We start from the raw sequence: 25,669 nt of genomic DNA, 5'->3' as shown, positions 1-25,669 counted from the left end.
GAAACATGACTCCGGAACAATTGTATTTATTTCATGAAGGAACCTGGTATCACAGTTACCAATGCATGGGCGCACACCGTGCAACTGAAGATGGAGAAGAAGGCGTGCGGTTTACGGTATGGGCTCCAAATGCAAGGCAGGTGGGTCTTGCCGGAGACTGGAACGGCTGGGACGGTTCCCAAGACACGTTATATAGGATACCCGATTCGGGAATTTGGAGTCGGTTTTTCCCTGGGATACAGACTGGAACTTATTACAAATATCATATCACCGGACCGTATGGAGAAACGTTCTTGAAGGCCGATCCATACGCGTTTCAAGCCGAAGTTCGACCTGCAACGGCATCGGTTGTGACCGATCTCTCTGGATATCATTGGCAAGATGCTGCATGGAAAAGAAAGAACAAATCCCCCTACACCAAGCCGATGAACATATATGAAATGCATTTTGGAACCTGGCGGCAAAAGGAGGACGGCTCGTTCTATACATACCGCGAACTGGCGGGCGAGCTGATTCCTTACTTGCTGGAGATGAGTTATACCCATGTGGAATTCATGCCCTTGGCTGAGCATCCGTACGACCTTTCATGGGGGTATCAGGGAACCGGATTCTTTGCGCTGACCAGCAGATACGGAAGTCCCCATGATTTCATGTATCTTGTTGATCAGCTGCATCAAGCGGGTATCGGCGTGCTGCTCGACTGGGTGCCCGCACATTTTGCCAAGGATGCCCACGGGCTTCGACTGTTTGACGGGGCGCCTCTTTATGAGTACGCAGATCCGCAAAAAGCAGAGAAACCGGGCTGGGGAACATTGTCTTTCGATTATGCCAAGCCAGAGGTGATTTCATTCCTCATCTCCAATGCCTTATTTTGGATGGATATGTATCATATTGATGGTCTTCGTGTTGACGCTGTGACAAGCATGATCCGGCTGGATTTTGAGAAGCGCGAAGGTCAGTACAGCCTTAATGAGCATGGCGGGGTGGAAAATCTCGAAGCGATATCCTTTCTGCAGGAATTGAATAAAGCTGTGTTTCGATATTACCCGAATGCCTTGATGATGGCCGAGGAATCCAGCGCATGGGCAGGAGTTACCGCACCCGTGCACGAGGGAGGTCTCGGGTTTAATTACAAATGGAATATGGGCTGGATGAATGACACGCTGTCCTATGTGGAGCAAGAATTCGATCAGCGGCCTACCCATCATAATTTACTGACATTTCCCATTTGTTATGCCTATTCAGAAAATTTTACATTACCGCTGTCCCACGATGAAGTCGTTCATGGGAAGAAATCTCTGCTTAATAAAATGCCGGGGAGTTATGAACAAAAGTTTGCGGGACTCCGGATTTTGCTCGGATATCAGATCACTCAGCCCGGCAAGAAGCTGCTGTTTATGGGGGGCGAATTCGGCCAGTTCATTGAATGGAAGGATCAGGAGCAGCTGGATTGGCTGCTGCTGGACTACGAAAGCCACCGGAAGCAGCTGGCTTACACGTCAGCGTTAAACCGCATGTACGTGGAGGAGAAGGCGCTATGGGAGCAGGATCACAGGTGGGAAGGCTTTGAGTGGCTTAGCGCCGACGATCATGAGCAAAGTGTCCTATCGTACATGAGAATGGGCGCAAAACCTGGTGATACACTGATCATCGTCATTAATTTTCAGCCCCGGGCATATGACCAATATCGGATCGGCTTACCGAGATCGGGTCAGTACGTGGAAATATTGAATTCCGATCACACCGATTATGGAGGCTCCGGACTGGTCAATGACGAAGTCATGAAAGCGGAGAAAATGGTCTGGCATGGCCAATCATACAGCCTCGAGATCAAGCTGCCTCCGCTGGGCATGGTGGTGTTAAAGAAAAAGCCGCGTTCCAGAAAGCCGCTGGCTCAAGAGGACGTTTCACTGAAGGCGGCAGCAGTAAAAGAGAAAACGGCACGAAAAACCAAGCGAATTCAAAGGGGGAAGCAGGATTGAAATTGTTATTTGCAGCCTCAGAATGTGGACCGTACATTAAAACAGGCGGATTGGCGGATGTGATCGCTGCTTTGCCTAAATCCCTTCATGGCATGGGCGAGGATATTCGGGTGGTTCTGCCCAAATATCGGGGAATTCCTGATGACTACCGGGAGCGCATGTCGCATGTAGGGGAAACCCGGGTTCGGGTTGGCTGGCGCGAGCAGTATTGCGGCATCGAGTCCCTGGTAGAGGACGGGGTTACGATCTATTTCATAGATAATGAATATTATTTTGGCCGCGACGGCATTTACGGCTACATGGACGATGGCGAACGCTTTTCGTTCTTCAACCGCGCCGTCCTTGAGATATTGCCGGTTATCGACTTTCAGCCGGAAGTGCTTCACTGTCATGATTGGCATACGGCTATGATTCCGCTTCTCCTTGAAGATGTCTACCGTCATGATCCCTACTATGCGGGAATCCGAACCGTATTTACAATCCACAATTTGTTGTATCAAGGTGTATATCCATACGAGGTGCTGGTCGATCTGCTTGGAATCCACAGCCGCCATTTTACAGCGGAAGGCGTGGAATATTACGGAAACGTGAATTTCATGAAAGCGGGCATCGTCTATGCAGACCATGTAACGACGGTTAGCCCGACTTATGCCTCTGAGATTCAGACCGGTTATTACGGATACGGCCTCGACGGGCTTTTGTCAGCCCAAGGTTCGAGATTGAGCGGCATCGTGAATGGCATTGATACCAAGAGCTACAACCCGGCGACCGATCCGCATATCGCGATGAAGTACCGGAGCGGACTGAATAAGAAAACGCAGAACAAAATTGCCCTGCAGAAAGAGTTGAATCTTCCTGTGGCACCGCATATTCCGTTGATGTCGATGGTGACGCGGCTGGTCGATTCGAAGGGCCTCGATCTGGTCATTCTGATTCTGGATGAGCTGCTCTACTACGATGAGATTCAATTTGTTGTCCTGGGAACGGGGGACCCTTCTTATGAACATTGGTTCCGGGAAGCGGCGAATCGGTATCCCAATAAAATGTCGGCCCAGATTCGCTTTAATGAACCGTTATCTCGGCGCTTCTACGCTGGGAGCGACCTGTTCCTGATGCCTTCCAAATTTGAACCGTGCGGTATCAGCCAACTCATCGCCATGCGGTACGGCAGTGTGCCGATTGTCCGCGAAACAGGCGGACTGAATGATACAGTTCATGCATACAATGAATATACGGGGGAAGGGAACGGATTCTCCTTTAAGGATTACAATGCGCATGATATGATGAACACGATCCGGCGTGCGACCTCTATTTACCGCGTGCCTGAGCACTGGCGTAAAGTGAGCAAGAATGCATTGGGCGGAGATTACAGCTGGAACGTTTCAGCCAAGGAATATCAGGAGATCTACCAAAAAATCACCAAATCTCATGCTTAAAACCGTAACAAGACACAGGGGTGCAAGGATAGCCGAATAACGCTGCTATCCTTGCACCCCTGTGCTCGTTTAAGCCCGGTATGGTTTTAGGCTGTCAGAGGTTTACATAAGATGGGTTTACGAATGTTTCAATTCCCGGCATAAAATTCGATACGAGTAGGGTTCTAAATCGATATGCATCGTACCGTTTACCGGTTTTACGGGATCTTTCGTCTCGGCATCAATCCAATCGGTTGTGACAATAGGATGCGAGATGGTCCGCTTCGAGTCGCTGTTGTTCATCCAGACGATAAAATGCATGGTTTCGTCCGCACGCTCGTACACAATGCAAGGATCATGGAGATTCGCCTGCAGGAAGCGGAAGCGTCCCTGTCTCAGCGCCTTATGCTTTTTCCGAAGCGCGATCATCCCTTGATAAAACTTATAGAGCTCTTGATTTCGTTTCTTAGAATCCCATTCCATGCATTTGCGGCAGTCGGGATCTCCGTCCCCTGTCAATCCGATTTCGTCGCCATAAAAGATGCACGGCGTTCCCATGAACGTAAACAGAAATACAACCGTGAGTTTCATGCGCCGGATATCTCCACCTACACGGGTAAGCAGCCGCGGCGTATCGTGGCTGCACAGCAGATTAAAGACCACTTCGTTGGTCTGCTGCGGATATCGCATCAGGATCGAGCCGATGCGGTTGGCGAACGTGAGCCCGTCCATGTTGCCATTGAAGAATTCCAGCACCTTATCGGCAAAAGGATAATTCATGACGGAATCAAACTGGTCACCCTGCAGCCAGATTAAGGAGTCCGACCAGACCTCGCCCACGATATAAGCTTCAGGGTTGGCCTTCTTGACTACCTGTCTGAAATCCCGCCAAAAATGATGGTCAATTTCATTGGCAACGTCCAGACGCCAGCCGTCTAGATTGATTTCCTTGATCCAATATTCGGCTACACCCAGCAAATACGCCTTCACTTCAGGATTGGCGGTATTGAATTTCGGCATATTTCCGAAAAAGCCGAAGGTATCGTAGCTGGGAATGCCATCCTTGACCTCGCAAGGAAACTGGTTCACATGAAACCATTCGGCATATCTGGATTTCTCGCCGTGCTTCAGCACGTCCTGAAAGGGAGGAAACTCCTCGCTACAGTGATTGAAAACCGCATCGAGAATCACTCGGATGCCTTTTGCGTGACAAGTATCAACTACTTTTTTCAACAATTCATTATCGCCAAAGTGCGGATCCACCTGTTTATAATCAACCGTGTCATATTTATGATTGGAGGGGGAGAGGAAGAGCGGAGTAAAATAAATGGCGTTAATGCCCAGATCAACGAGATCATCCAGATGATCCAGTACGCCCTGCAGGTCACCGCCGAAGAAATTATCCACCTCTGGCTTGCCGCCCCAGGCCTCGGTTTCTTCAGGATTGGTGGCAGGATTTCCGTTAGCAAAGCGCTCCGTCATAATTTGATAAAACACGGCTTCTTTGGCCCATTCCGGTACTTTGAATACATCGACTTCATGTATGTACGGAAATTCAAAGTAACCTGCAGGCGGATAAGGATAGTCCCATCCGATCCCGCTGTCCACCATATAAACCGTTTCATCACCGGCATGAATCCGAAAGCCGTAGGACAGTCTTTTGTATTTCGGCCTGACTCCGCATTCCCAGTAATCAAACATGTCATCCGAGGCGGCCTTTTCCATGGTGATCTCGAAGTACGTACGGTCCCAATCGTATTTGTCGCCGGTCATGGCAACAACAGAATCAATGTCGTTTTTCTTGGTTCGGATCCGAAGATGAATGGTTTTTGTATCATATGCGTAAGCCCATTTATCTCTTGGAACATGATACAGTGCTTCTAACAGCATGGTTACACCTCCTATATGAGTAAAGCTATAGCTAATTAATAACCAACTGCTGGCTTGCATGAATCATGGAGTGAAAGAGACAGTCCGGGAAGCCTTCATCTATCATGTACCGGATTTCATACGCTATTATAAGATGGGAAGGGGACGGATAGATTATGCATCGTTAGAAAGTTCACCCTAGATCCTCTTATCACTTAATGGTAATGCTGAAGTCCTGTATTTACATTAATATGTAGGGAGAAGTGTATGTCCCGTTTTGGCAAAATGGGCAAAGTGTTTTCCACAATATGGACTATCTATTGATTCTACCCCCTAATTTATTTGTTTAAATGGTTAAAGGAATCATGAGTAACATAATCCTATGGGTATGATGAATTGACCATTGTATTAAAATAATGAAGCAAAGCGACTTGTAAGGTTTAGATCAGGTTTGATGCTCAGGAGAACCCATGAATTTTCATTGCATATTCATGCATCCTGTTTTATAATGACTCAGTTGCATTTTTTCTATGATTGAATCTATTCGTAACAGTTAGGGGAGAAACGAGACATATGAAACGTAAATTTACAGCGTGGATGACCCTGTTCATGGTGGTCGTGCTGTCTTTTGGCAGTATCGTCCATGCGGAGGGTGAGAAGAAAACGGTGATTCTCGGCACGAGTGCCGATTATGCGCCTTATGAGTTCCATAAAACGATAGATGGCGTCGATACCATCGTCGGATTTGACATCGATATTGCGAAGGAAATCGCCAAGGATCTTGGCGCCGAGCTCATTATTAAGGACACCTCCTTTGATGCGCTCTTGCCGGAGCTGACGAGCGGACGCGTGGATTTCGTCATATCGGGCATGAATCCGACGGAAGAGCGCCGAAAAAGCATTGATTTTTCCGAGCCTTATTATGCTGCAGAACAATCGGTCGTCGTTCGTAAGGAAGATGCACTTAAGTTCAACACGCTTGAAAGCCTGGAGGGAGCTCGTATCGGGGTTCAGAAAAGCTCCATTCAGGAGTCCATTGCCAAAACAATCCCGAAAGCCAATGTGATATCACTGGATAAAATCCCGGACCTGCTGCTGCAGCTGGAATCTGAGCGTGTGGATGTTGTTCTCGCCGAGTATCCGATCGCGAAGACCAACATGAATGAAGCGACGATGGTCATCACGGACGCAAAACCGACGGCTGAGAACGACGCCTATGCCATCGGGGTTCGTAAAGGGAACGAAGAGCTGCTGAAGAGCATTAATGCTACACTTGAGCGCTTGAAGGAGAATGACCAGATCCAGAAGTTTGTCGACGAGGCCAGTGACCTGGCTGCAGGTCGTAAGGCAGAGAATCTGAACACATTCGAATTCTTTTGGAAGTATCGCGATTATTACGCCAAGGGAATCCAGTTTACGCTGCTTATTTCGGCACTTGGTGTATTTTTTGGCTTCATTCTCGGTTTGATTATCGCTTTAATGCGGATGTCGGGTGTCAAAATCCTTAAGTTTTTGGCGACAGCTTATATCGAGATCATTCGCGGTACGCCGATGCTGGTCCAGTTGTTTATTATCCATTACAGCTTGGCGGCGTTTGATATTAAATTCTCACCGATTCAGTCGGGGATTTTGACGCTTTCTATCAACAGTGCGGCATATTTGGCTGAAATATTCCGTGCCGGCATTCAAGGCGTGGACCGCGGTCAATTGGAGGCCGCACGCTCCCTCGGAATGACCAAGGGCAAAGCGATGCGCCACATTATATTGCCGCAGGCGTTAAAAGGCGTTCTGCCTGCAATCGGTAATGAGTTTGTTGTTATCATTAAGGAATCTTCCATCGTCTCCTTTATCGGTGTGGTGGACATTATGTATCAAGCCCAGATTTTGCGCGGTATGACCTTTGCGGCATTGAATCCGCTGCTTGTGGCTGCCCTGATTTACTTTATACTGACATTCGTTCTCTCGAAGCTTCTGGGTGTCTGGGAAAGGAAGTTGAGTGCAAGTGATAACCGTTAAGGATCTTCATAAATCATTTGGCAAGCTGGAAATATTGAAGGGCATTAACATCGAGATTGCAAAAGGAGAAGTGGTGGTTGTCATCGGACCGAGCGGCTCCGGTAAAAGCACCTTTTTACGCTGTCTCAATTTGCTTGAAGTGCCGACCAGCGGCGAAATTTCGTTCGAGGGTGAGCTGATCACCGCCAAGAATCACAATATCAATGCTACCCGCGAGAAAATGGGCATGGTGTTTCAGCAGTTTAACCTGTTTCCTCACAAGAAGGTCATCGAGAATATTACGCTTGCTCCTATTCAGGTCAAGGGGGTCTCGGCGAAGGAAGCTGAGGCTACTGCAGACGAGCTGCTGAAGTCGGTGGGGTTGCAGGATAAGAAGGAGTCTTATCCTTCCCAGCTGTCCGGTGGACAGAAGCAGAGAATTGCCATAGCGCGAGCACTCGCGATGCAGCCGCATGTCATGCTGTTTGACGAACCAACCTCCGCACTGGACCCGGAGATGGTGGGTGAGGTATTGGAAGTAATGAAGAAGCTTGCCGATGGCGGGATGACGATGGTCATTGTCACCCATGAGATGGGCTTCGCCCGGGAAGTGGGAGATCGGATCCTGTTCATGGATGGCGGTAAAATCGTAGAGGAAGGCACGCCGGACCAGCTGTTTGGCAATCCGACTCATCCTCGTACGCAAGAGTTTTTAAGTAAGGTTTTGTAACTTTTATAACTGCATTGTAACAGACGAGAACAGCGCCATACCTGATTGTTTCAGGAATTGGCGCTGTTTTTGTTTGCGTATTGGTAACAATTGCTTGCAGTATAGGTTACAAAATTGTGATATATTCATGTTCGTTGACATACTACATCCGATTTATCAAGTTACATATAAGGAGGCATCTTTAGATGTTACAACAAATGAAAGCATGGACTAAACATCGTGGACTCAACCATAAGATCGCTGGAAAAACCGCAAAATGGTTTACCATTACAGCCGTTGCGCTTGGCATGACTTTTGCCGGAGGCGGCTTGCAAGCCCATGCAAGCTCCGTACACGTAGCGAAGAACGGCGATACCTTCTATTATTTGTCCAAACAGTACGGCGTTAATATGGACAAGCTGATGAAAGCCAATCCGAAAATTAAAGCAACGAATATATACGCTGGTCTGAAAATCACCATTCCCGGCTCGGTATCGATGAACTCGACAGCGTCTGCTGCGCCCATTGCTCCAGGCGCTTCCGGGTTTACGCCTAGCTTGAGCGTTTCCCCTGGGAAGAATGTAGTGGAAGCATGGGGCAAGACATTTAATTACAGCAAAACATTGTCCGTCAAAGCAACCGCATATTCTGCTGCTGCAAGCGAGAACGGCAAATGGGGCGCTGTTGATTACTTCGGAAATTCCCTTGAGCTTGGTACCATTGCTGTCGATCCAAAAATCATTCCGCTCGGCACCAAGGTGCTCGTAACAGGACATGAGCATCCAGGTCTGCCGAAAAAGGCATTTGTGGCAGAAGCACGTGATATCGGCGGGGCTATTAAAGGGAATAAGATTGATATCTTCATCCCGGGTTCCCAATCGTCCGTGAAGCAATTCGGCATCCAGGATATCAAATTGTTCATTATCGAATAATTCAATCTATCAACATGGCAATTTTAATATGATAGACGGCTAGTCTGGATCAATGCTCCAGTCAGCCGTCTTTTTATGTTATGGGGATCTATCTCGACTCTGACACGCCTAACATCTCGGGCAGTGTCACGAAGCTATATCCCTTTCTCCGCAGTTCGGTAATAATATCCGGAAGCGCTTCGATCGTCCCGGTTAGGTCCGATCCCACGCCACCTCCGGCATGCTGGAGTACGATTGAGCCTGGCCCGACTGCTGATAGAATGTTGCTCTTAACCTCTTCCTTAGCCAGACCCTTCCAATCAAGTGAGTCGACATTCCAATTCACGATTTTGTACCCATTTTTGCGTGCCCACTGTAGCTGCTCTTCATTTATATCGCCGTATGGCGGACGGATTAGCCGAGGATCCACACCGGTCAGTGATTTCAAGATCGTGTTGGTACGTTCGATTTGGCCTTTAAATTTGTCCAGGCTCAACTTGTTCAGCTGCGCATGATTATAGGAGTGATTGCCAATGGCGTGACCTTCATCATGGATTCGTTTTGCGAGTTCGGGGTGTTTTTTGGCCCGTTCCCCCACTGCAAAGAATGTGGCTTTCACCTCAAACTCTTTAAGGACGTCCAGTACTTTGCCGGTAAATCGGGGATCCGGAACATCGTCAAAGGTCAGAGCGATCTGTTTGACCCGGGGTCCGCTAGAGCGAAAGGTATCCGGGTATTTTCTCAGCAATTGACTTAAAGACGGCGCATCGTCTGAATTTTGGTTCTTACTTTGATTGGCATGCTGACCGGATTCCGACATGACGGAAGTGTCTTGGGGGTGAAGTGACAAACGATGTACATCGGATGCGTTTGCCGGGATGTCCGGCCCCATTAAAAAGAGTAACATAATCCACAACAGGCAGCTTCCTGCGCGGTATCGTTTGAACATCACGATCGGCCCCTTTAGCTTTTTAATATGGTATGCCCAGTTGAATGGGTGATTATCCTCAATATGGGAATGCGATGTTTTTTAGTTTTCCCTCAGAAAGGTGTATAATAACCGGTATCAGATTTTATTACATCTTGATCATTTGGATGTGGAAGGAGATAATCGCTTGGCAGACTTGTTTACACCTTACAATTTCAAGAATTTGACCCTCAAGAACCGCATTGTTATGCCACCGATGTGTCAATATTCCGTTCAAGCTGAGGACGGGATTCCGAATGATTGGCATTTTGTTCATTACGTCAGCCGTGCCGTAGGAGGTACTGGCTTAATTATTGTGGAAATGACAGGGGTCCATCCTGATGGACGCATAACGAATCAGGATACGGGGATATGGGACGATAACCAGATTCCGGCCTATCGCCGTATTGTGGAGAGCGTGCATTCTTATGGAACCAAGATTGGTATCCAGCTTGGGCATGCCGGAAGAAAAGCGCAGGATGCAGAGCCGTCAGTGGCCCCTTCTGCGATTCCGTTCAGCTCCCATTACAAAATGCCCAGGGTGCTATCCGGGGCCGAAGTGGAAGAGCTCATTCAAGCCTTCAGGGAAGGCGCTCGTCGAGCTGTTGAAGCCGGGTTCGATACCGTTGAGATTCATGGCGCCCATGGCTATCTCATTCATCAGTTTCATTCGCCGCTCACGAATCAGCGCAGTGACGAATATGGTCAAGATCTTCCGCTATTCGGCGAGCGGGTTGTTCGAGCGGTTAAAGAAGTGCTGCCTGAGGGCATGCCGATCATTATGAGGGTATCTGCGAAAGAATATGTGGACGGAGGCTACGATGTGCAGTACTGCGCAGAAGTCTGCACACGTTACCGGGATGCCGGCGTCGATATTTTTCATATCTCCTCGGGGGGAGAAGGCCAGGTCGGCGCAAATGGCGGCCCGGAAGCGAAGCCCGGTTATCAGGTGGATCTGGCAGCAGAGTTCAAGCAGCTGTTAAAGGTGCCTGTTATTGCGGTAGGAATGCTGGATGATTACCATGCCGCGCAAGAGGTGATTTTGTCAGGCAAAGCGGATCTGGTGGCGATTGGCCGGGGGATGCTCCGGGATCCCTACTGGGCCGTTCACGCAGCCAAGGCGCTTGATGGCGGACAGAAAGTTCCCAAGCAATATGAACGAGGATATTAAATTGAACAACCTCTAAAAATTTTGAAACGTTTTGGATCATGGAACGTAAACATTAATCATATACCAGTATTTTAAAGTGAAAGCGAGAGGAAGAGAACGATGTCCATATTTAAAAGATTGCGCGATTTGACCATGTCCAATATTAACGCCATTATCGACAAGGCGGAAGACCCGATTAAAATGACGGATCAGTACATTCGGGATATGACGGAAGACCTTGAGGATGCCGAGAAAGCGGTAGCTTCGCAAATTGCCATCGAGAAACGCTTTAAAGCACTTTATGAAGAGCAAGCTGCACTTGTTGAAAAACGCACGCAGCAGGCTCATACGGCAGCACAAGCTCAAAACGTTGATCTTGCCCGCCGCGCGCTGGAAGAGAAGAAGGCCGCCGAGGCCAAGCGTGATGAGTACAAAGCAAGTTACGATCAGAACAAACTGGCAGCTGACAATCTGCGCGGGAAGCTGGAAGAAATGCGTAAGCAGCTTACAGCGATGAAGAACAAGCGCGAAACTTTGGTCGCCCGTTATAATGCGGCTAAAGCGCAAACCGAGATCAACAAAGCGATGAACGGGTTTGGTTCCGACACAGCATCGGCTGGATTGAAACGTATGGAAGAGAAGATGCTCGCTATGGAAGCACGTGCGGAAGCAAGCAATGAAATGTCGGCAAAAGAGAAATCCCTTGACGAAGAATTTGAGAACCTTGGCAAGGACAAAGTCGTTGAGGATGAGCTTGCAGCTTTGATGAAGCAATACGAGAACAAGTAAAAGGGATTCACCGGTCTAACAGGTATATAGTTTAGGGGGCGAGGGAGAAACAGCAGGGCTGAATGCAGCCGTGCTTCTCCTTCGCTTTTGTTTGATTGATCGTAGATATACATGGGGCACATCCCTTTATGAGCATCTGTCTTCGATTGAAGCAGTTCGGGCTCAAGGAGTTGTTTGTATGTTGAATGTGGAGGCTTAGAGATGGATTTTGATATGATCTTGCGTGTATTGCTTTGGACAGCTGTCGGTGGGCTGCTGTTGTTTGTTTTGATGTTTGTGGATTCCCTGTTCACGAAATATAACGATCTTGAAGAAGTGAAAGCGGGTAATATGGCGGTAACCACAAGACTGATAATGAAGCTGTTCGCACAAGGGTATATTTTATCCGTGTCGATCGGAACCTCATATCATCTGCTTGAGGCCATTGTGGTATCGATCATTTCATTTATCATATTGCTGGTTCTCGAATCGTTAACAGAGCTCATGCTTCGTAACTTCGGCAAGCTGAATCTTGACAAAGGGACCCGCGAGGGAAAGACGGGATACGGTTTGTTTGCAGGTTCGCTGCATGTGGTTGGGGCGTTAATTATTACCGCTTGCCTATAGAACGCATAATGGAGATAGGGGACAGGAAAGATGAGTATGTGGAAAAGAATCAGCAATTTATTTAGTAAGCCGGAGCCGCCCAAGGTTGAGAAAAGCATGCTGCAGCTGGCTCCTGGCGATATTTGCGAAGTGTCTCTGGTCACTTATGAAGTCACGGGTCGGGTGCACAATCGCGGTCGTAATGCGGTCGTCTTGACGCTGCAGGATGGCAGCACCATTGCTTATCTTCATATCGAAGAGCGCGAGACGGTTCAGTATGCGTTATACGCTCCGATCGATGGACGGCTGGATTCTCCCGATGAGGTACCGTCCATCATCGATTTGGATGATCATGTATTTCATTTGGAAGAGGAATACGGGGGACATGTTTCGATTACCGGTCGAACCGCGTTTACGCAAAGCGGGGAGCAGCACGTATGGCAATACCAATCGGATGATTACAAGCTGCTGCGAATTGAATGGCAGAACGGGCGGTTTATGTTGTATGAAGGCGAGAAAGTGATACCGGGGGACGTTCGAGTTATCCGGGCGACTTAGGAGTGGTGGCATGAAGGAACGCTCTTTTATATCTGTGAAAATCATATTGGTGCTGAGTTTGCTCGTATCATTATTGAGTGGATGCGGCGCGCCGAATATCAAGGATACCTATCCGCTGGAATCCGTCAATCGAGACGGAAATGCTACGTCCTATGTGTACCGGGCAGCTGATAAAAGCGTTCCGGATGTCGCAGGCGAGCTCATCGCGGCGAACACGCCGGATCAATCGTCTCCTGAGGATACCGAGCGGATGTTTTTGGTGTATGGGGATGAGTATTACCATTTGCAGCAGGACCCCCAGAAGCCGACCGATACGCTGATCGAAATCGACTCCAAGGAGTATGTTCAGCGCAATTATGATTCAAGTTTCCTGCAAGGGTACTTAACAGCAGTTCTAATCGGGAATTTGTTCGATTCGATGGGCGGCGGGGGTTACCGGGGGTATACAAGTAAAGATGTGTATAAGCCGGCACAAGGTAACTATAAGAAGCCAACAAGCCAGGATAAGAAGATGGCTCCGCCGCTCACGGTGGACCGGAGCGGGAAGATTACCCGGCGTGGCCAGGATTCTGCCGGTACCGGCGGAAGCCTGTTCAGACGAAATCCGGATACAAGCGGAGACCGCGGCACGATCAAGCGCGGCGAAAGCGGGGGAGGTTTGTTCGATTCGCCGAAGAAATCGTACAAGAAGCCGAAGACCCGAATCGGATCTGGCAAGATCTCCCGAAGGGGACGAAGGTAAAGCAAGGAATTCAAGCGTATGGTCTGGTGACCATGCGCTTTTTTGTCTGGAGGCCCGTACACACTCGGTTGTTGTCTTCATACGATAAATCGGATGGATGAGACCTGAAGCTCGGTTTGAAGATTGTGCAGAATGTAGTACAGTAAGAATGTCAGTTTTCTTTGAGTCAGAAAGTGAGGGATGCGTTGTGAAGGATAATCATTCGATATCGCCTAAGAAACAAAATCATAAATTTGATCGGCGCGCATTACAGGTAGCGGACGCGCAAGCGCTTGCCGCTTCTTATGCGGGGCTTGGTCAGGAGGAGCTCATTCGACTGCAGGACAGTGATGGACGTGTGCTTGCTTCCGATGTCATCGCCCCCCACCCGTTTCCGGCTTTTGCCCGTTCGGGCATGGACGGTTATGCCGTTCGATCAGCGGATTTGGCGGCATGCGATCTAGGGGAAAGGGTGTGGCTTGAGGTTGTCGACCAAATCCCGTGCGGATATGTATCTTCAATCCCGATCGAGCAAGGCAAGGCTTCCCGCATCATGACAGGCGCTCAAGTCCCCGAAGGGGCGGACGCTGTCGTTATGCTTGAAGCGACGGAGCTTCGAATGGAGGATGGGCTAACCCATGTTGGTTTCAAGCGATCGATCGAGAAGGGGAGGAATATCACTCCCCTCGGATTCGAGCTGCAGGAAGGTGATTTGATCCTCCGCAGAGGAACACTCATCGGACCTGGAGAAATTTCGGTTCTGGCCACCTTTGGCATACACCAGGTTGAAGTGTATCGTCAACCGGTGGTAGGAATATTCTCGACGGGCAGCGAACTATTGGACATCACCGAGCCGCTTGAACCTGGTAAAATTCGCAACAGCAATACTTATATGCTCGCATCGCAAATTCGGGAAGCCGGTGGTGTGCCGGTGATTATGGAGGCGATTCCGGATGATATTGAGCTCGCCCGCCAGAAGGTGGAGGAAGCGCTCCAGGTGTATGACATCGTGGTCACGACAGGCGGCGTATCTGTAGGCGACTACGATATCATGGGGGAGCTGGTGACATCCGGCGGTCTGGACATGCTGTTTAATAAAGTCACAATGCGTCCCGGAAGTGTTACAACCGCGGCTGTGAAGGAGGGCAAGCTGCTCTTTGCATTATCGGGTAATCCGGGGGCTTGTTATGTGGGATTTCTGTTGTTTGTCCGACTTGCGATCCGAAAGATGCTTGGCATGGAGCAGTTGTTTTTAACCGAATGGACAGCAGAATTGGGTTCGGATTACTCGAAAGTGAACAACTTTACCCGTTTCGTCCGGGGAAGCCTTGAGGTGTCAAACGGCAAGCTTGTAGCGACACCTGCTTCCCTTGATGAATCAAGTGTCATGATCACGATTAAAGACAGTGACTGTTTAATCGTGATTCCGCCAGAGCTTCGTGGTGCTGTAAAAGGCCAAACCGTACAAGTTCTCGTTCTGCCGGGAGCCTGGTCATGAAGGTTTTCCAGATATGTGGTTATAAAAACAGCGGTAAGACCACATTGATTGCCAGCTTGATCCCACAGTTGAAACGGCATGGCATTCGGGTTGCCGTCATCAAGCACGACGGGCACGGATTCGAAATGGATCACGAAGGGACGGACACGTACAAGTTCCGAGAGGCGGGAGCGGAAGGGATCGCCATCGCTTCACCAGGGCGTACGGCGATGCTGATGGAAACGGAGCTGGAACTTGCGTCATTGGTCCATTTGTACAACGATTTTGATCTGGTGCTTGTCGAAGGTTATAAGATGCAGCCTTATCCAAAGCTCGTATTGCTGCGGGGAACGGAGGACATTGGGCTGCTGGATCAAGTTAAGGAGATCAGGGGTATCGTCGTGCGTCCTGAAATGCTAAAGGAACCGTCAGCCCTGCGTGAGATGCAGCAGCAGCTAGCGGTTCCCCTATTTACTTGGAATGACACGGAGCGGATCACGTCGTTGCTGCTGTCATTTTGAAGAAGTTAGTCCTCTGAGCGGCGTTCAATCGCTTCGGACATCGTTTTGTCCGTTAAGTGGGCATACACTTCGGTTGTCTCGGTGGACGCGTGACCCAGCTGTTCTTTAGTTTTGTAAATATCATTTTGCAGATAATAGTCGGTTGCAAACGAGTGCCGCAGCTTATGCACGGTCAGGGACGGCTTGCCAAAACGCTTGGCGTATTTGATGATCATCGCCTGAATTGCCCGCTTGGTCATGCGTTGCCCTTCATTCTGGCCGTTACGCAGTGCAACGAACAGAGCCTTTTCTTTTTTTGGCACCTTGTAGCGGGCCTGCCGAAGCTGCAAATAATATTCAAGATCGTCTTTGGCTTGCGCACGGAAATAGACCGGGGTCTTAAAGGTTTCGTCGTTATTACCTTTACGATAGACATGCAGCATTTTATTGTTCAGGTCGATGTCTGCAAGATTCAAATTGACCACTTCGGATACACGAAGGCCGGAATTTAATATGAGGCTGGCGATACAGGCATCTCTGACTTTATTTTGTTCATGCGCATAGAGCGCCTGTTTGTTCTGCTCCACATCCAGCCCATAACCTTCGTGAATGTAAGTAATGAAATCCTGAAGTTCTTCTTCTTCCAGTATTTTTCCTTTTAACTTGGCAGCCGTATCTTTAGGTTTATGAATTCGCTTAATTTCCACTTTAGCCATGATATTACGCTTGAGAAGCGGGTAAAACTCCTCGTCTTCCGCGATCTGGCTTAAATAATGAAACAGGGAGCGCAGCGATGAGAGCTTGCGGGAAACCGTGATTCTGGAGTTGGTCCCCTCCCGGCGGGTAGTTAGATATAATCGGTAACTGGTGATGCTGTCCATGCGCAGCGTCTCCAGCTCAAGCAGCGTCACCTCTCGGTTAGAGGTTGCTTGTGACAGCCCTTCCGACCGGAGCCAATTAAAGAACGTTTCATAATCCCTTACATATTCGAGCAGGGTGGAGGGGGAGAGATCCGGGAGCTTGTAGTCAATAAATTGCTGTACGAACCAAGGCATGTCCGGCGATTTCTCATCGAGTCTTGCACGGTCGATATCTTTTTGTATATTCATGTTCCACCTCGAATGATTGTCTTTATAGCAATGACCTGTGTCATTAATTACTAGTGTAACATATGGAAAGTCTATCTTGCTTGCATGTGTCGGATCACTTGGACGAGTCTTACTGATCCGATATAGCGCTTGCGTCTCACAATGAGCGGATACTATGATGAAGATATGAAACATTACAATGATAGATGAGATGCTTTAGGGAGGCGGCAGCATGATTTCAGATCGATGTGAACGCATGGGAATTGTGCTGGTTCCCAAGCGGAAACAAGCCGTTATCGTAAACTTGATGCAATTGTACTTATATGATTTTACCAAGTATCTGGATATTTCGGTGAATGATCAAGGGTTGTTTTTACCCTATCCGGATCTGGATGAATTCTGGAAAAAACGGGAGCGGAAATATCCGTATCTGATTACGTTTGATCAACGGCCAGCCGGGTTTGCCTTGATCGAGCGAATGGATGACGCCGCAGAAGCGGACTATTACATGACGGAGTTTTTCGTTATGCAAAAATATCGGCGTACGGGATTGGGGACTTGGGCGGCAACCCGGCTGTTCGATCAGTTCCAGGGACGCTGGAAGGTGACGCAAGTCAGCAGCAATATACCGGCGCAGGCTTTTTGGCGAAAAGTCATCGAATCTTATACGGGCGGCCGATATGAGGAATATATTGATCCGGTTCGTCACAATCCTTCGCAATATTTCAATTCCTAGAATTGTTACACGGGTCGAAGAAAGCGTTCATTATTGATTATAGAATCTGGTTACAGATCGATGCTTAGGAGGGATTCGGATGTATTTACCGAGCTTTCAGCTGGAAGGAAAAAAAGCTTTGGTTACAGGGGCGGGACGCGGGATCGGACGCGCCATCGCCATAGGATTGGCAGAGGCAGGCTGCGATGTCGGCTTGATGTCCCGAACCCGAAGCGATTTGGAGGAGACCGCAAATCTGATCAATGGCTTGAACCAAGGTCAGGCTTTCGTGCTGCCGGGTGATCTGACCATAAGGGATGAGATCGAGGGAGCGATTCGCGAATTTGTAGATCAGACAGGACGGATCGATATACTGGTGAATAACGCCGGCATGAACATTCGTACGCCTGCGCTGGAAGTGACGGATTCCGAATGGGACTTGATTGTGCAAACCAACCTGAAGTCGGCATTTGTAGCTTCTCAAGCGGCTGCCCGATTTATGAAAGATCAGGGAAATGGAAGAATCATCAACATCTCCTCCGTAGGCGGACATACGGCTCTTCGCACAGGCGTTGTCTATGGTTCAACGAAGGCTGCTCTCATCCATATGACCAAGGTGCTTGCGATGGAGTGGGCGCAGTATGGAATTCAGGTTAACTCGGTCGGGCCTTGGTATTTCCGGACTCCGCTGACGGAGAAGCTGCTTAGTGATGAAGCTTACATGCAGGCCATATTGGACCGGACACCGCTTAAACGCGTGGGAAGTCTGGAAGAAGTGGTGGGACCTGTCGTTTTCCTGGCGTCAGAGGCTGCCAATTACATGACCGGGCAAACGCTGCTCGTGGACGGCGGACTTAGCATTTATGGATTTTAGCGTGGGGAGCATTCTTTCAAACGGAAAGAATATAGTGAAATCGAAAATGTAACGAAAAATAGGCTTTCAGGTTTATTCGTATCGGGTAATGATGAATGGGATGAACAGGGAGGAGAGTGAAGGAAGATGGAACGCAGAGCATTTGGACGTACGGACATGCAGGTTAGTGTGCTGGGATTTGGAGGGGCCGAGATCGGCCAGTCGGATCAGAAGACGGTTGACCGGCTGCTGCACAGCGCCATTGATGCAGGGCTTAACATGATTGATACCGCGGAATGTTATGGCCACAGCGAGGAATTGATCGGCAAGGCTTTGTCAGGTCGAAGAGATGATTATTACCTGTTTACGAAATGCGGCCACGCTTCCGGTTTGGACTACCCGGATTGGGATCCCGCGATGCTTGCGCAGAGCATTGACCGCAGCTTAAAGCGACTGCAGGTGGACCACGTCGATGTCATCCATCTTCACAGCTCTTCTGAAGAGATCCTGCGGCGGGGCGAAGTGATTGAGGTGTTAAGAAGAGCTAAGGAGCAGGGGAAAACGCGGTACATCGGCTACAGCGGCGATTCGACCGATGCGCTCTATGCCCTTCAAACCGGCGTGTTCGACAGCTTTGAAACTTCGCTGAACATTGCCGACCAGGAGGCGATCGATCTCACGATTCCGCTTGCTGTGAAGCAGGGAATAGGGATCATTGCCAAACGTCCGGTAGCCAATGTTGCCTGGAAGAACGAAACGCTAAGCGAACAGGATTATGCTTATCCTTATTGGATCCGGTTAGGCGAGTTGAATTACGATTTTCTAGCCGATGTTCAGCAAGGCGTTGAAACGGCATTAAGATTCACTTTAAGCACGCCGGGCGTAGCTACCGCCATCGTCGGTACGGCAAATCCGGATCGTTGGGAGCAAAATGCTGCATTACTGGAAAAAGGGCAGCTGCCGGAGGATATTTACGAGTCGATCCGCAACCGTTGGCGAGAGGTTGCCGGTGCGGATTGGGTGGGTAAGGTATAGAACTGTCTAAGATGAGCTTGTCGAGATCTCTCGACAAGCTCTTTTTTCGCAGACAGGAGCGGGTGTCGATATGTATTGGACCAGGTAAGATACAGCTCTAACAGAAGGGCAGTCCTTTGTATCTTTGATATGGACACGAACCACAAGTTAGTATAAGGGGTTCCTCAATAGCTGCATTCCGAAAAAGTCATCAGCGGAACAGGACAAGTCATGAACGTAACCTAACATCTTTGCGCAAGTGTCCCTATAATTTAGATCAACAACAAAAATGATACCGCTTACATTAGGTGGGCCATTTTTGTTCAAATTTAAGTAGGGGCAGGAGGAATGGAGAAGAATGCGAAGACATTGGATTTCTGTCATGCTTGTATGTTTGCTTATGTTGGGAGGAATGGATCGTATAGGTTTAACCGCTGCAGCGGATGGCGTACCGCCAAGAGAATGGAACTTTATCACGCGCAGCGGGGATCGATTGATGGATGGCGAGAAGGAGTTCCGGTTCATATCCATGAACGGCTCAAATCTCACGTATATGCCAGCTCCCCTATGGCATCGCCCTGATCCATGGGAACAGGAGGATGTATTTAGATCATTGCAGCAAATGGGTGGCACTGTAGTCAGGCTTTATACGTTCACGATCAAGGGGGGAACCGCCAATGGGGATCAGCCAAGTCATGTAACCGGCTTAAGGCAGTATAATGAAGACTATTTTCGGGACCTGGACCATGTGCTGAGACTTGCAAATGAGTATCAAATCCGCGTCATTATTCCTTTTATCGATACATGGGAGCATGTCGGAGGGATCAAACAGTTTGCAGGTTTTCGAGGGAAGACCGCCGAGGAGTTCTACACCGATCCAGAATTAAAGGAAGATTATAAACACTTGGTTAGCTATGTACTGAACAGGACGAATACTTATACCGGCATCAAATATAAAGACGACAAAGCCATCCTTGCTTGGGAAACCGGCAATGAATTATACCCGACGGATGCTTGGACGCAGGAGATGAGTGCTTATATAAAAAGTATGGACTCTAATCACATCGTAATGGACGGACGGTACGGTATCAGTCAGGCTTCCCTTGAGGATCCCAATGTGGATATCGTATCCAACCATTATTATGAGAGCGGAGGAGCTGATTATGCGCTGCGTGCTGCTGCGGACCGAAACTTGAGTTTGGGTAAAAAAGCGTTTGTCATCGGGGAGTTTGGACACTCGAACAGGACAAATCTGACCCGAACGGCTGATGAGGCGATCACTAACGGTACATCCGGAGCCTTGTTATGGACGTTGAAGTCTCACAACAAGGACGGCGGCTTTTACAACAAAGAAGGAGATTTCCGTTGGCCGGGCTTTCCATCGGGTGAAACCTATGACGAAAAGGCAATTATGTCCATGATTCGCGAAAAAGCCCATGAAATCCGCGGACTGCCGGTCCCGCCGATGCCAGTACCTGACCCACCTCAGCTACTGCCGATCGAATCGGTGCTTGGCATCGCCTGGAGGGGATCTGCGGGGGCGGAATCCTATCAATTCGAAAGAGCAGAACACCTGGATGGGCCATGGACCATCATAGGCACTCACGTACTGGATAGTGATATTCCTTTTCGGCCTTTCCAAGATACGACGGCTGCGGAAGGAATGAATTATTATTATCGGGTAAAAGGGATGAACGGAGCCGGAATCTCGGAGCCTTCGAATGTCGTTGGCCCCATTACCGCCTCTTCCGTTCCACCGGTACCGAATCAGCCGATGTGGATACCTTTTACCTCAGTTGCTTCCATGACCTGGTACCCGGTAAAGTGGGCTGAATTGTATGATATCGAACGGGCTGAAGCACCAAACGGACCTTGGACGGTGGTTGGGGGGGATCTCGCGGAAGCAGACCAACCGTTCAAGGATGCGTCGGCAAGCAGCGGCATACCGTACTATTACCGAATTACGGCCAAAAACACGGGCGGTGCCTCGGAGCCGTCTGAAATATTCGGACCGATAACCGTGCGCAACATTGCCCAGCTCGCAGCTTTGACTGTGGATTCAACCAACGGATCTAACGTTAAGGAATATGCCGTTGATGGAAATCTATCCACCCGCTGGTTGTCTCAAGGGCAGGAAGAGAGCCATTTTATTGAAATGGAATGGACGGCTTCGCAAAAACTCAACTACTTAAAAATTTGGAGTGGAGCCGCCAGCGGCGAACAATGGCATATCCGTGATTTTAGCGTAGATTATTGGGACGGAACCTTATGGGTGCCGGTGGCATCCGTTGTCGATAATGACAAGGACGGCTTTTATGGCGAATATAATGATATGCACTTCGAAACACTTCAAACGACAGCCTTGCGCTTAAATATAACGAAGCCTTCATGGCAAGGGATACCGGTGAATCCGAATGATAAAATCGCCAGGGTTATGGACATGGAGACAGGCTACAGCGACGACACGGCACCGAAAGAAGTGAATGGCGCGGCGGTGGTGGAAGGGGACGGGCAGCTGACCTTATTCTGGACGGATCCGGAGGATGACGATTTCGCCCATGTCGTCGTTTTGGGTGAAGGTGCAGCCGAAGCCGAAGCGGTTCATGTAGGCAAAGGCGTACAAACCGTTACAATAAACGGGCTCGTGAATGGGACGGAATACGCGTATCGTATCCGAACGGTGGATGAGGCAGGGAATAAGTCTCCCGGCGTGACGGTGTTAGGTACGCCGGGAGCCGATCGTCCGGGTAACAGCTGCCCAGGCAGCGAGAAACCTGATAGAGGCAAGCCGAATAACGATCAAACAAACCACGGGAGCAAACCCAAGGATAAACCTGACAAGGATAAACCGTGCAAAGATAAACCCGGGAGCGTTCATTCATAAAAGGAAAATAAGTATCAAACGAATTTGGATGAGTGTGTTCGTTAATGAGCTATTTTCGCAGGTTCCAGACTGTGAATTAGCTCTTTTTTATTTTAAGCCAATGAAAAGGTCATGATCCGAACAGTGAATGTCATCAGCGTGTGCTAATCAAGACCGCCAGTGGGATTTAAAATGTAGGTATACCCGAATGGATCGGGCAATCTCGACTTTACCAACTGGAGGGTCTAAACATGACAACGAAAAGAACATGGACGCTGCCGCCGGAAGAACTGCCTATCTTGAACCAGGTTGATGTCGTCGTCGTCGGAGGAGGGCCGACCGGCATTGCCGCGGCCATCGCTGCCGCCAATAATGGAGCCAATACTTTGCTGATTGAGCAAAGGGGATTTCTAGGAGGTATGGGCACGACGGCACTGGTACCTGCCTTTTGTCCTTTTACCGACCATGAGAAGCCTGTCATTCGCGGTATTGGGCTCGAGCTGATGGAGCGAATGAAAGCGAATTGTAAGCCTTCTTATATCACGGAATATAAAGAACAGCTGGATTGGGTTCCGATTGACGTTGAGGTGTTGAAGCGGGTGTACGATGAAGCGCTGCTTGAGAGTGGAGCGAAGGTTCTGTTTCATACATTTGTTGGGCAGCTGGTCATGAATCCGGGGGGGCATGGCGTGAACGGTCTGGTGCTTCTGAATAAGTCCGGAAGATCGATCGTCGAGGCCAAGTATGTCATAGATGCCACAGGTGACGCCGATATTGCGGCGCTGGCCGGCGCTCCGTTTCAGAAAGGCGGGGATGCCGGCGAGCTGCAGCCGGGGACGATGTGCTACCTGTTAACCAACGTGAACCGGGATCGCTTCAGCCGATATATGAGGGATAGCGGTGACACTGGACAAATTCCGCAAGCGGTTCAGTTAGCGCAGAGCAACGGCGATCTGCCTCCCGGCCGGAAGGAAGTCTCCGGCTTTGCCTGGGTGTCCGATTACTTGGTTGGGGTCAACTTCGGGCATGTGTTCGGCGTGGACGGAACGAAGGCGGAAGATCTCACTAAGGCTGCGGTAGAAGGCAGAAAGCTGGTCAACATACAGGTCGAATTTCTGCGGAAGTATGTACCCGGATTTGAAGACGCCCATTTGGTCAGCACAGGCGAACAAATCGGTATACGTGAAACCCGCCGCATCGTCGGTGACTACATGCTGGTTCAGGATGACTTTATATCCATGCGAAGCTTTGAAGACGACATTGCAAGAAATGCTTATTTTATTGATATCCATATGGCTACCAGCAAAGAAAACATGGAAATTCGCCATCTTCCCCCCGGCCGGTCGCATGGGGTTCCATACCGTTCCCTTCTTCCGCAAGGTTTGACAAATGTGTGGGTTGCGGGACGGGCCGCCTCCGCTGACCGAGTCGTACAGGGCTCGCTTCGGGTCATGCCCAACTGCTTTGCAATGGGGCAAGCAGCGGGAACAGCCGCGGCCATCTGTGCAAAGACGGGCAGTACATCCCGGGAGGTCGATATCAAACAATTGCAGCGTCTTCTCATTGAGCAAGGGGCCTGGCTGGGCGATCTTGCTGAAGTTTAGGCGGAAGCGAATCCATTCTTTTATCATAGCGACAAGACAACAGAAGAGAGGTGAATGCCGTGGCACAACATAAGGCTGTCACCGTGCCCAGACCGTCCGGTACCAGCACCGATACGGTCTTAAACAAAAAACGTTTCGCAAACCTCAGGCAATATTGGGATTTGTACTTGATCATGGTTCCTGGTATCGTGTATTTTCTCGTTTTTAAGTACCTTCCGATGTGGGGAATTGTGATCGCCTTTAAGGATTACAGCATATTTGCAGGATTTAATGCAAGCGAATGGGTAGGACTCGACCACTTTGTACGGCTGTTTCATGATCCCCAATTCTATCAGGTGTTCTGGAACACGGTCATTATCAGTTTATATAAGCTGTTCTGGGGTTTCCCGGGTCCCATCATCCTAGCGCTTCTGCTCAATGAGATCCGCAGCATGTTTTATAAGCGGACGATCCAAACGCTTGCTTACCTGCCGCACTTTCTGTCTTGGATCATTTTAGGCGGTATATTGGTAAACGTCTTATCTCCTGCAACGGGCGCAGTCAATGAAATCATGAAATGGCTTGGATTCGAACCCGTGTTTTTCTTAGCGGATCCGGCTTGGTTTCGATCGGTGCTGGTCATCAGCGATATTTGGAAGGAAGTCGGTTGGGGGGCCATCATCTATCTTGCGGCTCTCGCGGGCATTGACCAGCAGCAGTATGAGGCAGCCGTCATGGACGGTGCAGGGAAGTGGAAGCAGCTGTGGCATGTAACCCTTCCATCCATTAAAGGGACAATCATCGTGCTGTTCCTGCTTAGGCTTGGCAGCATCCTTGATGTGGGGTTTGAACAAATATTCGTTCTGTATAACTCGCTCGTATATGATGTTGCCGACGTGATTGAGACCTATGTGTACCGGATTGGTATCGGTCAGTCCGAGTTCAGTTATTCGACTGCGGTTGGATTGCTTAAATCCGTCATCAGTCTGGTGCTGGTCGTTATCGTCAACAAAGCCGTTAAAAGAACGGGTCAAGAAGGGATCTACTGATTATGAAAATGTCAAAGGGAGAAAAATGGTTCAGCGGCATCAATCACTTTGCGCTTGTCTGTTTTGGGCTTCTGGCTTTGGCGCCCTTCATTCACATTCTGGCCCAGTCGTTCAGCAGCTACCGGGCGATTGTATCCGGCGAAGTCTCCTTCCTGCCGGTAGAATGGACGACGGAAGCTTACGTGAAGGTGTTCAATGACCCCGGGTTCGTTCAATCTTTTCTCGTCAGTGTGCAGCGGACGGTTGTGGGAACGATCATCAGCGTAGTCATGACCATGCTGCTTGCGTACCCTCTATCAAGATATTACATTAAAGGCCGCGGTCCTATCATGTTCCTCATTGTCTTTACCATGCTGTTCAGCGGCGGGATGATCCCGACATACCTGGTAATCAAGGAGCTGCATCTGATGAACACTTTCTGGGCCTATGTCATTCCGGGTGCCGTTAATGCATTTCATGTGGTTATCATGAAAAATTTCTTTCAGTCCATCCCGAATGAACTGGAGGAATCAGCAAGAATCGACGGTTCGTCCAATCTCGGGATTTTATTTCGCATCGTAGTTCCCCTGTCCATGCCGGTGATTGCCACGATCGCCTTGTTTAATGCGGTCGGACAATGGAATTCTTTCTTCGATGCGGTCATGTACGTTACCGACTCTTCCTTAAAGCCGCTGCAAATTTATTTGCGAGAGCTTGTGATGTCGGGGCAATCCAACATCAATACGACGGATAGCCTGGAACGGCAGCTCCTGGCGGTGGAGTCGCTGAAAGCCGCAGCATTGATAGCGAGCACATTGCCAATATTGCTCGTGTATCCGTTCCTTCAGAAATATTTTGTGAAGGGAATTATGATCGGCTCGGTCAAGGGGTAATAGG

At 49.2% G+C, this 25,669-nt stretch carries 22 protein-coding genes; 19 read left to right on the top strand and 3 right to left on the bottom strand.

Features of this window, described 5'->3' with window-relative positions:
- The first annotated feature begins 5 nt into the window (after positions 1-5).
- Positions 6-1,982, top strand: a complete 1,977-nt coding sequence (glgB, locus tag ACQKPA_RS08780; RefSeq protein ID WP_427491320.1) for a 1,4-alpha-glucan branching protein GlgB — start codon at positions 6-8, stop codon at positions 1,980-1,982.
- Entirely contained in the window at positions 1,979-3,418 is a 1,440-nt protein-coding gene (gene glgA / locus ACQKPA_RS08775) for a glycogen synthase GlgA (RefSeq protein WP_427491318.1), read from the top strand. The genes glgB and glgA overlap by 4 nt, the downstream gene beginning before the upstream one ends.
- 117 nt (positions 3,419-3,535) lie before the next feature.
- On the opposite strand, the gene ACQKPA_RS08770 is transcribed toward glgA, so the two are convergent.
- On the bottom strand, positions 3,536-5,287 hold the full coding sequence (locus tag ACQKPA_RS08770) for an alpha-glycosidase (protein ID WP_427491316.1): 1,752 nt from the start codon (positions 5,285-5,287) through the stop codon (positions 3,536-3,538).
- Positions 5,288-5,839: 552 nt separating this feature from the next.
- Here ACQKPA_RS08770 and ACQKPA_RS08765 point away from each other — a divergent pair.
- The 3 genes from ACQKPA_RS08765 (at position 5,840) to ACQKPA_RS08755 (ending at position 8,902) form a co-directional block, all read left to right on the top strand.
- Complete coding sequence (locus ACQKPA_RS08765) at positions 5,840-7,282, top strand: ABC transporter substrate-binding protein/permease (protein ID WP_427491314.1); 1,443 nt, start codon at positions 5,840-5,842, stop codon at positions 7,280-7,282.
- The gene (locus ACQKPA_RS08760; protein ID WP_216531117.1) at positions 7,269-7,991 is read left to right on the top strand and encodes an amino acid ABC transporter ATP-binding protein; all 723 of its coding nucleotides are present in this window, start codon (positions 7,269-7,271) and stop codon (positions 7,989-7,991) included. The genes ACQKPA_RS08765 and ACQKPA_RS08760 overlap by 14 nt, the downstream gene beginning before the upstream one ends.
- A gap of 185 nt (positions 7,992-8,176) precedes the next feature.
- On the top strand, positions 8,177-8,902 hold the full coding sequence (locus ACQKPA_RS08755) for a 3D domain-containing protein (protein WP_427491311.1): 726 nt from the start codon (positions 8,177-8,179) through the stop codon (positions 8,900-8,902).
- A gap of 88 nt (positions 8,903-8,990) precedes the next feature.
- Here ACQKPA_RS08755 and ACQKPA_RS08750 read toward each other — a convergent pair whose 3' ends face one another.
- Positions 8,991-9,830: a polysaccharide deacetylase family protein gene (locus ACQKPA_RS08750; RefSeq protein ID WP_427491722.1), complete on the bottom strand. Its 840-nt coding sequence runs from the start codon at positions 9,828-9,830 to the stop codon at positions 8,991-8,993.
- A 166-nt stretch (positions 9,831-9,996) separates the two neighbouring features.
- Here ACQKPA_RS08750 and ACQKPA_RS08745 point away from each other — a divergent pair, with 166 nt between their 5' ends.
- The 7 genes from ACQKPA_RS08745 to mobB all read left to right on the top strand — a co-directional run bounded on the left by ACQKPA_RS08745 (position 9,997) and on the right by mobB (position 15,649).
- On the top strand, positions 9,997-11,019 hold the full coding sequence (locus ACQKPA_RS08745) for an NADH:flavin oxidoreductase/NADH oxidase (RefSeq protein WP_427491309.1): 1,023 nt from the start codon (positions 9,997-9,999) through the stop codon (positions 11,017-11,019).
- 99 nt (positions 11,020-11,118) lie between these two features.
- Positions 11,119-11,787 (top strand): PspA/IM30 family protein, encoded by a 669-nt coding sequence (locus ACQKPA_RS08740; RefSeq protein ID WP_071218178.1) that lies wholly within the window; start codon positions 11,119-11,121, stop codon positions 11,785-11,787.
- Between the two features lie 201 nt (positions 11,788-11,988).
- The gene (locus ACQKPA_RS08735; protein WP_427491307.1) at positions 11,989-12,393 is read left to right on the top strand and encodes a DUF350 domain-containing protein; all 405 of its coding nucleotides are present in this window, start codon (positions 11,989-11,991) and stop codon (positions 12,391-12,393) included.
- Positions 12,394-12,423: 30 nt separating this feature from the next.
- On the top strand, positions 12,424-12,930 hold the full coding sequence (locus ACQKPA_RS08730) for a DUF4178 domain-containing protein (protein WP_076321199.1): 507 nt from the start codon (positions 12,424-12,426) through the stop codon (positions 12,928-12,930).
- Between the two features lie 10 nt (positions 12,931-12,940).
- The gene (locus tag ACQKPA_RS08725; RefSeq protein WP_427491305.1) at positions 12,941-13,672 is read left to right on the top strand and encodes a DUF4247 domain-containing protein; all 732 of its coding nucleotides are present in this window, start codon (positions 12,941-12,943) and stop codon (positions 13,670-13,672) included.
- Between the two features lie 187 nt (positions 13,673-13,859).
- Positions 13,860-15,149, top strand: a complete 1,290-nt coding sequence (locus ACQKPA_RS08720; protein WP_427491303.1) for a molybdopterin molybdotransferase MoeA — start codon at positions 13,860-13,862, stop codon at positions 15,147-15,149.
- Positions 15,146-15,649, top strand: a complete 504-nt coding sequence (gene mobB / locus ACQKPA_RS08715; RefSeq protein ID WP_427491301.1) for a molybdopterin-guanine dinucleotide biosynthesis protein B — start codon at positions 15,146-15,148, stop codon at positions 15,647-15,649. Before ACQKPA_RS08720 ends, mobB begins: the two co-directional genes overlap by 4 nt.
- A gap of 5 nt (positions 15,650-15,654) precedes the next feature.
- Here the strand turns inward: mobB and xerS are convergent, their stop codons facing one another.
- A complete protein-coding gene (gene xerS, locus ACQKPA_RS08710) occupies positions 15,655-16,737 on the bottom strand; it encodes a tyrosine recombinase XerS (RefSeq protein ID WP_071218172.1) in 1,083 nt (360 codons plus the stop codon).
- A gap of 211 nt (positions 16,738-16,948) precedes the next feature.
- Here xerS and ACQKPA_RS08705 point away from each other — a divergent pair, with 211 nt between their 5' ends.
- From ACQKPA_RS08705 to ACQKPA_RS08675, 7 genes are all read left to right on the top strand, one after another.
- Positions 16,949-17,452 carry a GNAT family N-acetyltransferase gene (locus ACQKPA_RS08705; protein WP_427491298.1) on the top strand — a complete coding sequence of 168 codons (504 nt, stop codon included), beginning with the start codon at positions 16,949-16,951 and terminating at the stop codon, positions 17,450-17,452.
- Between the two features lie 79 nt (positions 17,453-17,531).
- On the top strand, positions 17,532-18,305 hold the full coding sequence (locus ACQKPA_RS08700) for an SDR family NAD(P)-dependent oxidoreductase (RefSeq protein ID WP_427491296.1): 774 nt from the start codon (positions 17,532-17,534) through the stop codon (positions 18,303-18,305).
- A 126-nt stretch (positions 18,306-18,431) separates the two neighbouring features.
- Positions 18,432-19,319 (top strand): aldo/keto reductase, encoded by an 888-nt coding sequence (locus ACQKPA_RS08695; RefSeq protein ID WP_427491294.1) that lies wholly within the window; start codon positions 18,432-18,434, stop codon positions 19,317-19,319.
- Between the two features lie 391 nt (positions 19,320-19,710).
- A complete protein-coding gene (locus ACQKPA_RS08690; protein ID WP_427491292.1) occupies positions 19,711-22,182 on the top strand; it encodes a cellulase family glycosylhydrolase in 2,472 nt (823 codons plus the stop codon).
- A gap of 230 nt (positions 22,183-22,412) precedes the next feature.
- A complete protein-coding gene (locus ACQKPA_RS08685) occupies positions 22,413-23,765 on the top strand; it encodes an FAD-dependent oxidoreductase (protein WP_427491290.1) in 1,353 nt (450 codons plus the stop codon).
- Between the two features lie 59 nt (positions 23,766-23,824).
- Positions 23,825-24,793: an ABC transporter permease gene (locus ACQKPA_RS08680; RefSeq protein ID WP_100536520.1), complete on the top strand. Its 969-nt coding sequence runs from the start codon at positions 23,825-23,827 to the stop codon at positions 24,791-24,793.
- A gap of 2 nt (positions 24,794-24,795) precedes the next feature.
- Positions 24,796-25,665: a carbohydrate ABC transporter permease gene (locus ACQKPA_RS08675; RefSeq protein ID WP_427491288.1), complete on the top strand. Its 870-nt coding sequence runs from the start codon at positions 24,796-24,798 to the stop codon at positions 25,663-25,665.
- Positions 25,666-25,669 lie beyond the last annotated feature (4 nt).

Origin of the sequence: Paenibacillus sp. NPDC093718 (genome assembly GCF_050279985.1) — a bacterium.
In the GTDB taxonomy this organism is placed as follows: domain Bacteria; phylum Bacillota; class Bacilli; order Paenibacillales; family Paenibacillaceae; genus Paenibacillus_AQ.
This window is presented reverse-complemented; position numbering and strand designations above follow the sequence as displayed.

Coding starts and splice junctions, on each gene's coding strand:
- glgB (WP_427491320.1), top strand. CDS start 6: ATGACTCCGGAACAATTGTATTTATTTCATGAAGGAACCTGGTATCAC.
- ACQKPA_RS08755 (WP_427491311.1), top strand. CDS start 8,177: ATGTTACAACAAATGAAAGCATGGACTAAACATCGTGGACTCAACCAT.
- xerS (WP_071218172.1), bottom strand. CDS start 16,737: ATGAATATACAAAAAGATATCGACCGTGCAAGACTCGATGAGAAATCG.
- mobB (WP_427491301.1), top strand. CDS start 15,146: ATGAAGGTTTTCCAGATATGTGGTTATAAAAACAGCGGTAAGACCACA.
- ACQKPA_RS08675 (WP_427491288.1), top strand. CDS start 24,796: ATGAAAATGTCAAAGGGAGAAAAATGGTTCAGCGGCATCAATCACTTT.
- ACQKPA_RS08740 (WP_071218178.1), top strand. CDS start 11,119: ATGTCCATATTTAAAAGATTGCGCGATTTGACCATGTCCAATATTAAC.
- ACQKPA_RS08730 (WP_076321199.1), top strand. CDS start 12,424: ATGAGTATGTGGAAAAGAATCAGCAATTTATTTAGTAAGCCGGAGCCG.
- ACQKPA_RS08725 (WP_427491305.1), top strand. CDS start 12,941: ATGAAGGAACGCTCTTTTATATCTGTGAAAATCATATTGGTGCTGAGT.
- ACQKPA_RS08765 (WP_427491314.1), top strand. CDS start 5,840: ATGAAACGTAAATTTACAGCGTGGATGACCCTGTTCATGGTGGTCGTG.
- ACQKPA_RS08700 (WP_427491296.1), top strand. CDS start 17,532: ATGTATTTACCGAGCTTTCAGCTGGAAGGAAAAAAAGCTTTGGTTACA.
- ACQKPA_RS08750 (WP_427491722.1), bottom strand. CDS start 9,830: ATGTTCAAACGATACCGCGCAGGAAGCTGCCTGTTGTGGATTATGTTA.
- ACQKPA_RS08770 (WP_427491316.1), bottom strand. CDS start 5,287: ATGCTGTTAGAAGCACTGTATCATGTTCCAAGAGATAAATGGGCTTAC.
- ACQKPA_RS08690 (WP_427491292.1), top strand. CDS start 19,711: ATGGATCGTATAGGTTTAACCGCTGCAGCGGATGGCGTACCGCCAAGA.
- ACQKPA_RS08695 (WP_427491294.1), top strand. CDS start 18,432: ATGGAACGCAGAGCATTTGGACGTACGGACATGCAGGTTAGTGTGCTG.
- ACQKPA_RS08735 (WP_427491307.1), top strand. CDS start 11,989: ATGGATTTTGATATGATCTTGCGTGTATTGCTTTGGACAGCTGTCGGT.
- ACQKPA_RS08705 (WP_427491298.1), top strand. CDS start 16,949: ATGATTTCAGATCGATGTGAACGCATGGGAATTGTGCTGGTTCCCAAG.
- ACQKPA_RS08685 (WP_427491290.1), top strand. CDS start 22,413: ATGACAACGAAAAGAACATGGACGCTGCCGCCGGAAGAACTGCCTATC.